Consider the following 13,409-nt stretch of genomic DNA (forward strand, 5'->3'; position numbering starts at 1 on the left):
GGGAGCTGGAAAAATATGAATCGGCATTTGCACCGCGTCGTCTTCAACGCGGCCAGAGGCATGCGCATGGTGGTCCAGGAGACCGCGACGAGCGCTGGCAAGGGCGCGAGCAGGGCCACTGCCGCAGCGGGTGCGGTGGCCTTCGCCGGGATGCTGATGGCGGCATCGGCGCATGCGCAGATCGTCGGCGCGCCCAACGTGCCGGGCAACCTTCGCCCGACCGTGCTGATGGCGCCCAACGGCGTGCCGATGGTCAACATCCAGACGCCATCGGCGGCTGGCGTCTCGCGCAACGTCTACAACCAGTTCAACGTAGGCGCGAACGGCGCCATCTTGAACAACAGCCGCGCCAACGTGCAGACGCAGTTGGGTGGCTTTGTGCAGGGCAATCCGTTCATGGCGGGTGGTGCGGCGCGAATCATCCTCAATGAGGTGAACGGCGGCTCGCCGAGCCAGTTGCGCGGCTATATCGAAGTCGGCGGCCAGCGCGCCGAAGTGATCATCGCCAACCCGGCCGGCATCAGCGTGGACGGCGGCGGCTTCATCAACGCGAGCCGCGCCACGCTGACCACGGGCACGCCGCAGTTCAACGCGATGGGCGGGCTCGACAGCTTCCTGGTGCGCGGCGGCACCATCACCATCGACGGCGCGGGGCTGGACGCGAGCAAGACCGATTACGCGGCGATCCTGGCCCGTGCCGTGCAGGTGAACGCGGGCATCTGGGCGAGCGAGCTGAAGGTGGTGGCGGGGGCGAACGAGGTGTCGGCCGATGCGGGGCGGGTGACGCCGGTGGCAGGCAGCGGCGCCGCGCCGACGTATGCGCTGGATGTGGCCGCGTTGGGTGGCATGTATGCGAACAAGATTGCGCTGATCGGCACGGAGGCGGGGCTGGGGGTGCGCAACGCGGGGAATATCGGTGCGGGCGCGGGGGGCTTGGTGGTGACTGCAGCGGGGCGGTTGGAGAACGTTGGGACGTTGGAAGGGCAGAGCATCGAGTTGCGCACGCCGGGAGACATCGACAACAAGGGCGGCACGATTCGCCAGACGAGCGCTGCGGGCCTGACCCTGACGTCGCCGGTGCTGAGCAACACGAACGGTGGCGTGATCGGCATGGAGCCCGTGAGTGCGAGTGCGAGTGCGGGTGCGGGTGCGACCACGGGCACGGGCAGCGGTGGCGCAGCGAGCGGCGGTTCGGCGACCCCAGGCACCACAGGCACGGGAACGGCGAACAGCAGCAGCGGCGGCACGTCGGCACCGGCGGTGTACACACCGCCTGCACCAGGCGCGATTGCCGCAGGCGGAAGCATCCTCAACGATGGCGGCCGCATCTACGCGGGCGGCCCCGTCACGTTGAACACACCGCAGATCAACAACGCAGGCGGCTCGCTGTCGGTGGCCAACATGGCGGTCACGGGGCCGAGCTTCAGCAACGCGGGCGGCACGCTCAACGTCAGCAACAGCTTCAGCGCCAACGTGGGGCCGTTGGACAACAGCGGGGGCACGCTGCGCGCGGGGAGCGTGAACATCGCCACCACCGGCGACCTGAACAATACCGACGGCAAGCTGAGCAGCGATACGGATGCGACGCTCGCGGTCGGCGGGCAGTTGATAAACACTCGCGGCGCTGTCTCGGCAACGAATGCGCTCAGCGCCAACGTGGCCGGTGCAGCGAACAACACGGGCGGCACGCTCATCGCCAATCAGGGTGTCAGCCTGTCTGCAGGCAGCCTGGACAACACCAAGGGCAGCATCCAGTCGGTCAATGCCGGCACGCAGCTCACTGTCGCCAATCGACTGATCAACACCGGTGGGACCATCGGTGCGGGCACGGATGCCTCGGTGCAGGCCGGTTCGCTGAGCAACAGCGGTTCCATCCGCGGCACCCACGACACGGCGCTCACGGTGTCCGGTGCACTGACCAACGACGGCAGCATTTCCGCGGGGCGCAACACCACGGTCACTGCGGGCAGCCTGGCATCGGGTGCGAGCGGCGTGCTCGGAGCGGGCGTGCAGAACGACGGCAAGCTCGCAACCGTCGGCAATCTGAGCGTCACGGCTTCCGGCGCGCTGGTCGCGAATGGCACCAACCTCGCCGCAGGCAACGCCATGCTGCAAGGCGCGAGCGTGGACCTGTCATCGGGCCAGACCAGTGCGGCCAACATTGCGGTCGCGGCTACGCAAGGCAACGTGACAACGAACCACGCGAAGATCGTTACGCCGGGCGCCTTGCGCGTGACGGCATCGGGAGCTGTGTTCAACATCGAAGGCACGCTGGCCGCCGACGGTGCAACCACCGTCGACGCCGAAAGTCTGGAGAATTCGGCGGGCACCCTCGCGTCGGTGACCGGTGACCTGCGCGTCACGACCAGTGGTGCCACAACCAACAATGCCGGGCGCATGCTGGCTGCCGGGGCCGTCGTCCTCGTCAACAGCGGCCTCGGCAATACCGACGGCAAAGTCAGCGGCAACAGTCTGTCTGTCGGCGCGCACGGTGGCTCGCTCGACAACACGCGCGGCACCCTGACAGCGGCCACCACGCTGGCTCTGAACACAGGCCAGCTTGTGAACGACGCAGGGCTGATCCAGTCTGGCGGTGCAATGGCCATCGACACGAATGGTCTTGCGCTGATCAACACCAACGCAGCCGGTCACAGCACGAAGCAAGGCGGCATCACCAGCGCGAATACGCTGAAGCTGAGCGCGGGCGCCGTGAACAACGCGGCCGGCTTCATCGGTGCGCAGAATGCGCTGGACGCTCGCACGCTGGCTTTCACCAACACCAAGGGCGGCATCGTGCTAGGCCAGTCTACGGTCGCTATCGACACCCAGGGTGCTGGCTACAACACCAGCGGCGGTCAGACACTCGCAGTGGGTGACCTGCGTGTGGACGCCGGCAGCATCGCGAATGTCGGTGGCTTGATCCGCTCGACGGCCACGACCACCCTGAATGCCGGCAGCATCACCAACACCGGCAGCCGAGGCGCGGAACAGGGTATCGAAGGCAAGAACGTCAGCATCACGGCGGCGTTCGTTGCCAATCAAGGCGCGATCCGCGCCGACGTGAACGCCACCTTCACCAGCAGCGGGCAGATCGACAACGCCCTGGGCCTGATATCCGCGGGCGACACGCTCGTCATCAAGGACTCTGCAACGCCCAGGGCCTTGTCGGTGCTCAACACTAGTGGCACCCTGGTCGGCGGCAAGAACGTCGTGCTCGACGCGGGCTCGGTTACTTGGGACGGCAAGCTGCTGTCGCTTGGCGACATGAGCCTGGCCGTCAATCAGGACATTACTTTTGCGGCCGGCAGCGAGACCGTTGCCAACAACAACCTCACGCTCTCGACCACCGGCGACATCACCAACAGCGGCAAGTTGGCAGCCGGCAACGAACTGACGCTGTCGGCGAAGGACATCAACAACACCGCCACTGGCGACATCCAGGGCAAGACCACGACGCTGAACGCCTCGGGTACGGTGACCAACCGCGGCGTGATCGACGGCCAGACCACCCGCATCAATGCCGGCAAGCTGGACAACCTGGGCACCGGCCGCATTTACGGCGACCAGATCTCGATAGGCGTGGGCACGCTCAACAACGACGCCGAGACGGTCAACGGTGTGGCTTCCGCGGGCACCATCGCCGCGCGCCAGCGCCTGGACCTGGGCGTCACGACCCTGAACAACCGCAACGGCGCGCTGATCTTCAGCGACGGCAACATCGCCGTCGGCGGCACGCTCGTGGCCGGCTCGGCCAGCGGCTCGGCCGGTACCGTGAACAACCATGCCGCAACCATCGAGGCGACTCGAAACATCGACATCAAGACCTCCGTTCTGAACAACAGCAACGGTGGCGTCACTTGGACGATGCAGAACGGCAAGCCGAGCGACTCGCGCACGGAGTACGCACTGCCTGCAAGCACGACGCGCTATTCGGCAGACCAATTGGTCTTCGTGACCGTTCAGGGGCCATCGGTCGACTTTGAGCACTTGATGGGCGTGCTCTGGCCCAGCTTTGTCAGCCAGGCCGGCGGGCCCAACATCGGTCAGTTCTCCGGCATATTGGTTCCTTCCGAAAGCTATCCGCTTTCTCGGTTCAAGGCCTACTACACGAACCCGCCGCGCAACAGCAGCGATCTCACCGGCAGCCGACCGGTAGGAACTGATTTCACCGAGACCTTCACGGAACCCGGTGTCTGGTACCCGCGCAACGATCCCATCTGGCTCACGTTCGGCGTGATGCCGCCAAGCACGGATACGCCATCGGGTGATGCCCAGACACAGGCCTATCTGAACGCACACAAGCAGCTCGATACAGCGACCGCCGCTTTCATCAACGACGTCTATCAAAACTACGCCCGTGCGTACTACTCATGGACGTATTCGGATTCGAGCACCATCCCGGTTCTGCAGACGTCCGCGCCTGCTCGCATCATTGCCGGCGGCAAGATGGACATCGCCGTTGGCAACGGCACCAACGACATGAGCCAGATCCTGGCTGGCGGTGCGCTGAACGTGACCGGCGGCACGATCACCAACAAGAATCTCGAAGTTTCAGGCGCGCAAACCCGAACCGGATCGCAGTACTACAACAACGGCAGCGGCGACATGCCGATGCCCACGCCGTACAACTCGAGCATTCCGATCACCGTCACGCTGGCTGCCGCACGGCAAGAGGGCAACGTCACGGTGGTCGGCAGCGGCACGCCTACCGGCACCCTTGCTCCCGGCCACACCAACCAGGGCATAGCCAGCGCCAGTGGCGTCAACGGCAACGGCCTTGCCACAGGCCCCAACGGGCCGGTCGTTGCCCCGATCATCGAAGTCAAGCTGGCCGCCAATTCGGACGTGCAGCAGATCGCGCGAACGACGCTGCCGAGCTTGACCCTGCCCACAGCCAGCCTGTTTCGAACTCTCGCGGGGGCGTCGAGCCACTACCTGGTCGAGACCGATCCGCGCTTCGCCAACTACCGCAACTGGCTCAGCAGCGACTACCTGCTGAGCAACTTCGGGCAAGACCCCAACAACACGCTCAAGCGACTTGGGGACGGCTACTACGAACAGCGCCTGATCCGTGAGCAGGTGGCGCAGCTGACTGGCCATCGCTACCTGAACGGCTATGACAGCGACGAGGCCCAGTACAGCGCGCTGATGGACGCCGGGGTCACCTTTGCGCGGCAGTACGGCCTGCGGCCCGGCATTGCGCTGAGCGATGCCCAGATGGCGCAGTTGACCAGCGACATCGTGTGGCTGGTCGAGCAGACCGTGACACTTGCGGACGGAAGCACTTAGCGTGTGCTGGTGCCCCAGGTCTATGTGCGTGTGAAGGATGGCGACATCGACGGCTCCGGTGCCTTGCTTGCGGGCAAGGAGGTGAGCATCAAGCTCAGTGGCGATCTGGTCAGCAGCGGCACCGTCGCCGGGCGCAAAACCGTCAGCATCACCGCAGAGAACATCCAGAACCTGAATGGCCGGATCTCCGGTGACAGCGTCGATCTCACTGCGAGGACCGACCTGAACAACATCGGCGGCACCATCGATGCCGCCAGCAAGCTGAAGCTAGAGGCTGGGCGCGACATCAACGTGCGCACCACCACGAGCAGCGGAATGACGCTGGACTTCACGCCCGGGGCCTTGGGCATGCGAGGCGGGACCATCGTGGACCGGGTGGCGGGGCTGTATGTGAGCAATCCGAAGGGCGAGTTGGTTGCTTCGGCAGGGCGGGATGTCAACCTGATGGGTGCGCTGATTGCCAACAGCGGCAAGGACGGCACGACCGAGATCGGCGCGGGCCGAGATATCAACCTTGGTACGGTCACTACCGCCAGACAGGAAGCCAGCATTCGCAGCGCGGGCAACTATCGCGCGGAAGCCAGCACGCAGGAAGTGGGAACGCGTATCGAGACGAGCGGTGACATCAGCTTGATGGCCAGGCGGGACGTGAATGCACGGGCTGCCACCATCAACAGCACCGACGGCGAACTCAATATTGCTGCAAAGCGCGACATCAACATCGATGCGGGCCAATCGGCAAGCGCGCTCAACGAGGGGCTCCGCACATCGGGAGGCGGCTCCAAGCGCACCGAGCAGGGAAGCTTCAACGCGACGGGTGTCATTGGCAGCAGCCTCGGGGGCAAGGCCGTTGTTCTGGACGCGGGCAACGACATCCGCATTCGCGGTTCCAACGTGGTGAGCGACAAGGGGACGGAGCTTTGGGCTGGCAACAACATCACGATAGAGGCGGCGACGCAGACCAAGGACAGCCAGTACGTTCGTGAAGCGTCGAGGAGCGGCATGTTCGACGCAGGGTCTGGCTGGACCTGGGGCCGACAAGATACGAGGAGTACGAGGAACACCGACGAGACCACCGCCGTCGGCAGCACCGTGGGTGCCATTTCTGGCAACGTGATCATCACGGCCGGCAATCATTATCGGCAAGTGGGCAGCGATGTAGTTGCACCCGGCGGCGACATCGACATCCAGGCGCGCGACGTGCAGATCGTCGAAGCACGCGAGACCAGGCGCAGCGAGAGCACGCAAAGTTTCTCGCAGAGTGGCATCACGCTGGGTATCAAGGCGCCGTTGATCGATGTGCTGCGTGGAATGGAAGACACCAGCCAGGCCATGAGGGACACGAAGGACGGCCGCATGAAGGCGTTGGGCGCGGCGAGCATGGCGCTCAGCGGCTATTCGGCGTACCAGGACATTGCCCAACAGGCTGCGGCCCAAAGCGACGGCGGCACTGGAGCAGTCAGCATGGGCGCGACGCTGACTATCGGTAGCAGTTCGAGTGAATCCACACGCAAAGAGAGCAGCGACACATCGGCCGGCTCGCGCGTGCAGGCGGGTGGCAACGTCACCATCACAGCCACCGGTGGCGGGCGAGACTCCAACATTCTTGTGCGCGGCAGCCAGATCGACGCCGGGAAGAATGTCAGTCTTGCGGCGGACAACAACGTCACGCTGGAAGCGGCTGCCAATACCAAGAAGGAGAGCTCCACCAGTCGCAGCAGCAATGCGAGCATCGGTGTGGGCATGACCTTCGGTGAGACCAACGGCATCACGCTGGAAGTCGCAGCAGGCAGTCATAGTGGGCGTGACAACGGGACCGACGGCGCGTGGACGAACACCACGGTGAAGGCCGGGCAACAAGTCAGCATCAAGAGCGGTGGGGACACTACTGTTCGAGGGGCCATCGTTTCAGGCAAACGCGTCGAAGCGGACGTAGGCGGCAATTTGCGCATCGAGACCTTGCAGGACACCAGCACGTATCACAGCCAGAACAGCGGGAGCGGTTTCAGTGGGAGCTTCTGCATCTATGCGTGCTACGGCGGCAGCGTCAGCGTGAGTGCGAACAACATGCACGGCGACGGCGACTTTGCCAGCGCGACCCAGCAAAGCGGTTTCTTTGCGGGCGACGGGGGTTTTGGTGTCAGCGTCCGGGGCAACACGACCCTCGTTGGCGCCGCGATCAGCAGCAAGGACGCCGCTGTAGATGGCGGGAGAAACAGTTTCAGCACGGGCAGCCTGACGATGACCGATCTCGTGAACCGGGACACCTTCAAGGGCAGTGGCTACGGCTTCAACATCAGCACTTCGGGTGGCGGCGGGGCAGGCATCGGTGACAGCGATATTGACCGGTCCAGCACCACCCGCAGCGGGATTTCGGGCATCGCAGGCAATACGGCGATCCGCACGGGCGTGGACGGGACCAACGCATTGCAGATGACCAATCGTCAGCGTGCCATGAGGGATATTCAAGCGCAGGTCTTGATCACATCCCAGTTCGGCTCGCAGGCTGCGCGCGCCGTTGGGGACTATGCCGACGAGCAATACCGAGCGCTGATGCGACAAGCCAATGCCATGGAGCCTTCGACGCAGCGCGATGCGTTGATCGCTGAGGCGACGAAGTGGGGTGAGAGCGGGGCCTACCGCGTCGCCGCCCATATCGTCATCGGCGGGCTGGCAGGGGGAGCCGGTGGTGCGGCGGGCGCAGGCGCGGCCGCAGCCGGGGGGCGCACGTTGAACGACCTGCAAAACAGCATGATGGATGGGTTGATCGGAGCTGGCTTGAGCCCGTCTGCAGCGCGGGTGGCCGCAAGCACGCTGGGCGCCGGGTTCGCTTCCGTGGTTGGCGCCCTGGCCGGAGGCAGCGCGGGGGGGGCCGGCGGCTACAACACCGACTCAAACAATCGAGTCCTGCATCCGAGCGATACGGTGAATGCGTATTTGCTCGCAGCACAATCCGGCGGCAAGTACACCCTGGAGCAAATCGCGGAAGCCCTGCGATGGTCCGGTGTGCGTGACGCAACCGGCAACGTCCTCAATCCCTCGGGCAGTTGGCAGTCCTATGATTCAGCGACCGGGCAGGCCTACGGCTCGCAGTCACCCACTCGGACTGTGGCTGGTGACATGACCTATGACCCTGGCCTGAGGGTTGTAGCAAATGGGTATGCCCTCCAAGAAACTCCGCCCGGAGCCCCCAACCGAGAACTGATGAACTTCATCGTCCAAGGCACTGGCGGAGCGAGGTCACCCTACGTTTTCGACACCAGGGGGATGACTTATGGGCCATCCAACACCGCTGACAATCCCCAGTATTTCCCGTGCGCCAGCACGACTTGCTTGGTCTACGGTGCGAACTGGAACCCCAACAATCCGATTAACCAGGCGCAGGCTGAGCAAGGACGCAACGCGGTTGGTGCGATCGGACTGGTCGTAGGCGCACCGCTGGCGGTGGCTTATGGCGTGCCGTTGTTGGTGGGCGCCGGCGTGACTGCTCAGACTGTTCCTGTAGTCGGAGGAATTACAAGTGTCGTCGGCACGAAGTGGGTGGGTTCCGTCGCCGCTGGCGGGTTTATGGGGGGTGTCATCGAAGGCGCAACCCATTTCAGCACCGCCACGCCAGCCAGTTTAGGAATGGCTGCTTTGGGGGGAATGGCGGGAGGTCCGGCCAAACTCTGGCTGAATGCTTATTTTGGCTTGGCGAATCAATGGATACCAACGACGTTGGGGAATTGGGGTACTTGGTACCTGAGTTCGCAGTTTGCGGCAACACCCGTTCGAGAAATGGGTCAGTCAGGTTTGAATGTGAATGGCAATAATTCTTGGTGGAGCACTCCAATTTTTGGCTGCAATCCATCTTCTGGAAAATCGTGCTGACGTCTAATGAAACCCGATAGCAATACTCCTGGATATCCGTTTAATTTTGATGCAATACCGCATTGGGTTGAGCCTGAATTATTGGATTTCAATGCTTTAATTAAATTTCGAAAAACAAAAATTGTTTGCCTTTACGCCCTATCCTGTGCCATAGGGGGTGCGTGGGTTATTTTTTTGGGTTATTTGCTCATTGGATTGCTTCATGAATTCACCAAAGAGTGGGCGTTTGCATTTTTTGTCTTCTGGGCGATCGCGAGTTCAATTTTTGCCCCGCTATTCGGACTTGCCGTGCTCTGGGATTTTACGAAGGCTAAAGAAAAGTACGAGATCACGTCTGCTGAGAAAATAGACCTTGAAAACAACTGAATATAGTTTGGTTCCATTTTTTCTTGGCTCTATTTCGCTTTGGATGGTGCCGATAGTGCTATTTCGGTCTTTTTCTTCGGAATGATTTTGGAGTTGGCGAAGGTCTGGGATTTTACAAAGGTGAAGAAAAAACACGAGACAGAAACGGGAAATTCGTGAGATCCAAAAAAATCCGGCAATCAGATTCTTCAAAGAAAAATGATGTCTAGCGTTGAACTTGATTGCTGTACCGCGACGGACGAGAGGTTGAAAAAATGAAGTGCCGAGCAATTTTCGCTATTGCATTGGTCTGCGCCGCATTGGCCGCCTGCCGAACCGCGCCCTTGTATGAGCCCACCCGCCGCGCATTGGTGACAGCGGAGGAGGACGAAGAGCGCACCATCGTTGGACAGCCCGTGTCTGGCACTTCGATTGCTCAGCTTGGCACCGGTATGACCTACGCAGAAGCCCTCAAGATCATGGGCAAGCCCAGCGCCGAAAGGGTGAACAACACTGGCAAGGCGTGGATCCCCACGTACAACGGGACGGATCGATGGCGGCACTACCTTGCATACAAGGGGCAAGGTGTACTGGTCTTTGCCGGCGCAGCAGGCGGAGAGATCGCCGAAATCGCTCGCACCAAGTCCTACACCCCCGACGTGCTGATCCAGATCGTGCACAACCCCAAGGACACCGGCCGGTTCTGACGGCACGCGCCGCGTATTTCACGCCCGTAGCTGAAGCCGCAGAGCGTCAGCGCCGGCGATGCAGACAAGAAAGATATCGAGGGAGAGAAATTGAAAACGACTCCGCGTGCCGTGTTGGCTTGTGTGTTGCTGGGTGGACCTCTCTGGGCTCACGCTCAACTCGCCAGCACCCCCCAACCCTTCGTAGAACAGCAGCGCCAGCAAGAGCGTGAACGTGCGTTACGTGAGCAGAATGAGCGCGCCGTCGACCAGCGCCCGCAGGCTGCGCCGCCAGTGCCGGTGCAACGCATCCCTGAGTCCGAGTCGCCGTGCTTTCGCATCGACCGCGTGCTGCTGGTCGGCGAGCAGGCCGAGGCCTTCCAGTGGGCGGTCTCTGATCTGTCCGGCCCTGAGGGCAACGACTCACCTACCGGACGCTGCCTCGGCACGGCGGCCGTCAATGTGGTCCTCGCGCGTGCCCAGCAGGCCGTCATCGCACGCGGTTTCGTCACCACCCGCGTGCTGGCCGCGCCGCAAGACCTGTCCACCGGCACGTTGACGCTCTCACTCGTCCCCGGCCGCATCGCAGCCATCCGCACGACCTCCGACTCTTCACAGACCCTGCTCGGCAGCTCTGCCTTGCTGGCCACAGCCATCCCCGCACGTCCCGGCGATCTGCTGAACCTGCGCAACATAGAGCAAGGCCTGGAGAACCTCAAGCGCGCTCCGACAGCAGAGGCCGACATCCAGATCGAACCCTCGACCGCCCCCAACGCGCGCCCCGGCGACAGCGACCTCGTCGTCAAGTACGTCCAATCCAAGAAGTGGCGTGTCACCCTCAGCCTGGACGATAGCGGCACCGAAGCCACAGGCCGCTACCAATCAGGCTCGACCCTGTCCCTGGACAACCCCTTCGGCCTGAACGACCTGTTCTACGTCAGCGTCAACCACAGCATCAACAACCACCTCTTCAGCGACCCCGCCAAGGGCACCGAAGGCCAGACCGTTCACTACTCCTTGCCCTACGGCTACTGGCTGCTCGGCTTCACCGCCTCCAACAGCCAGTACCACCAGAGCGTGGCCGGCCTGAACCAGGACTACGTCTACGCCGGCAAGAGCAACAACGCCGAGGTCAAGCTCTCGCGCCTGGTCTACCGTGACCAGCACCGCAAGACGACCGTGGCAGTGAAGGGCTGGCGGCGCGAGTCGCGCAACTTCGTGGACGACACCGAGGTCGATGTTCAGCACCGCGTGGTCGGCGGCGTGGAGTTCAGCCTGAACCACAAGGAGTTCATCGGCGAGGCGACGCTCGAAGGCACGCTGGCGTACAAGCGCGGCACGGGCGGCTTCGGCTCGCGCACCGCGCCCGAAGAAGAGTTTGGCGAAGGCACCTCGCGCCTGAAGCTGTACACGGCCGACATCACGCTCAACGCGCCGTTCAAGGTCGCAGAGCAGAAGCTGCGCTACTCCGGCCTGATTCGGGCGCAGTGGAACCGCACGCCGCTGACGCCGCAAGACCGCTTCTCCATCGGCGGGCGCTACACGGTGCGTGGCTTTGACGGCGAAACCAGCTTGCTCGGCGAGCGCGGCTGGCTCTTGCGCAACGACATCGGCTGGGCGGCCGGCCAGAGCGGGGCTGAGCTCTATGCAGGCATGGACTACGGCCATGTCGGCGGGCGCTCCACAGTCGGCCTTCTGGGCCGCAGCTTGGCTGGCGCGGTCATCGGTGTGCGGGGCCAGTGGACCAAGCTGAGCTATGACTTCTTCGTCGGCGCGCCGATCAGCAAGCCTGAGGGCTACCGCACCGCGAAGGTCACGTTGGGCTTCAACCTCAACGCCAGTTTCTAGATATCAACCACAGGGAGGTACAACAATGAGAAAACAAGAAATTTCCAGAACGGCGGCCGTGCTCGCCACGCTGATGTCGGCAGCCATGCTGACTGCTTGCGTCGGGCCGACACCGTATCGCGCGGCCGGTGCCGAAGGCAACAACTTCGGCTACGCAAGCAGCAAACTGTCTGATCAGCTCTACCGCGTTCGCTTCACCGGTTCGACGCGCACGCCGGTGCGCTGGGCCGACGCCTTCATGCTCTACCGCAGCGCACAAGTCGCAAAAGAGGCCGCAGCACCGGCGTTCAAGATCGTTGAAGGAACCATCGACACCACCGTGCTCACGGGCGAGGACATTTTTGGGCAAGGGCGCTCGCATGCCGATGTGGAAGTGAGCAAGGCGAGCCAGGCGACCCAGGGTACGCAGCCCGACAGCGACAGCGACAGCGACAGCGACAGCGACCGCGTGGTCGGTCTCCATGACCCGTACATGCGGCAAACCGCAGGCGCGATGCCTGTCTTTCGAGCGCCGCCTCCTGCGCCACGAGTCAGCAGCCAGCCGCCTTTGTTCATCTACATGCCTTCCAGTGGCGCGGGGTATGCGCCGCAAGGGCGTTCGATACTCGTTGAACTTCGATCCGACCTCAACAACCTGGGCGAGCAGACGTTTGTCACCGATGACGTGCTGGGACGCCTGGGGCCGCGAATCAAGCGCGCTGGGCAAGCAACGGAAACGAAAGACGTGCCGGCGCCTTCCTCTGCCTCTTGAGGCGATCGTCCTTGCCGGGCGCCACGGCGTGGTCCCTGGCGCTCGGCGCTCGGCTGTGGATCAGCGCCGACAGGGTCGCCAACGCAACGCGAAGCTCACGCTGAGGTTCAACCCGACCTCTGGCTTCCCGCTAGCAAGCAACACAACAGCAACAACAGGAGGAACCCAACAAATGAACTACCGCACCCTCTGCACCATCACGCTCGCATGCGTCGCACTCTCCGCTTGCCAGTCCGCGCCGCTGTACGAGCCCACCCGCCGCGCATTGGTCGCAGCCGATGAAGACGAAGAGCGCCCCGTCATCGGCCAACCCACACCCGGCACTGCTTTCGCGCAGCTTCGCCCCAGCATGACCTACGCGGAGGCCATCAAGATCGCAGGCAAGCCGAATGCGGAGACGGTGCGAAACACGGGCAAGGCCTGGGTGCCGACCTACAAGGGCACCGACCGCTGGCGCCACTACCTTGCCTACAAGGGGCAAGGCGTGCTGGTCTTCGCGGGGGCGGAGGGCGGCGAGATCGCGGAGATCTCGCGCACGAAGTCCTACACGCCCGATGTGCTGATCCAGATCGTGCACAACCCGAAGGACACGGGGAAGCTCTGACGAACCGAACTGCGAG

At 63.1% G+C, this 13,409-nt stretch carries 7 protein-coding genes; all 7 read left to right on the forward strand.

The window, feature by feature from the left end:
- Positions 1-15 precede the first annotated feature (15 nt).
- The 7 genes from BM013_RS30225 (at position 16) to BM013_RS30250 (ending at position 13,393) form a co-directional block, all read left to right on the forward strand.
- Positions 16-5,289, forward strand: coding sequence for a two-partner secretion domain-containing protein (locus BM013_RS30225; protein WP_093132007.1), 5,274 nt, complete (start codon positions 16-18; stop codon positions 5,287-5,289).
- Positions 5,290-5,292: 3 nt separating this feature from the next.
- Positions 5,293-9,159: a hemagglutinin repeat-containing protein gene (locus BM013_RS30230; protein WP_093132009.1), complete on the forward strand. Its 3,867-nt coding sequence runs from the start codon at positions 5,293-5,295 to the stop codon at positions 9,157-9,159.
- Between the two features lie 6 nt (positions 9,160-9,165).
- Positions 9,166-9,525: a hypothetical protein gene (locus BM013_RS40850; protein WP_143072460.1), complete on the forward strand. Its 360-nt coding sequence runs from the start codon at positions 9,166-9,168 to the stop codon at positions 9,523-9,525.
- 221 nt (positions 9,526-9,746) lie between these two features.
- Positions 9,747-10,211, forward strand: a complete 465-nt coding sequence (locus BM013_RS30235; protein ID WP_143072461.1) for a hypothetical protein — start codon at positions 9,747-9,749, stop codon at positions 10,209-10,211.
- Between the two features lie 111 nt (positions 10,212-10,322).
- The gene (locus BM013_RS30240; protein ID WP_093132013.1) at positions 10,323-12,038 is read left to right on the forward strand and encodes a ShlB/FhaC/HecB family hemolysin secretion/activation protein; all 1,716 of its coding nucleotides are present in this window, start codon (positions 10,323-10,325) and stop codon (positions 12,036-12,038) included.
- Between the two features lie 25 nt (positions 12,039-12,063).
- A complete protein-coding gene (locus BM013_RS30245) occupies positions 12,064-12,789 on the forward strand; it encodes a CC0125/CC1285 family lipoprotein (protein WP_143098414.1) in 726 nt (241 codons plus the stop codon).
- A gap of 172 nt (positions 12,790-12,961) precedes the next feature.
- Positions 12,962-13,393, forward strand: a complete 432-nt coding sequence (locus BM013_RS30250) for a hypothetical protein (protein ID WP_093132017.1) — start codon at positions 12,962-12,964, stop codon at positions 13,391-13,393.
- The last annotated feature ends 16 nt before the right edge of the window (positions 13,394-13,409 follow it).

The organism is Variovorax sp. OK605 (assembly GCF_900115445.1).
In the GTDB taxonomy this organism is placed as follows: Bacteria; Pseudomonadota; Gammaproteobacteria; order Burkholderiales; family Burkholderiaceae_C; genus Variovorax.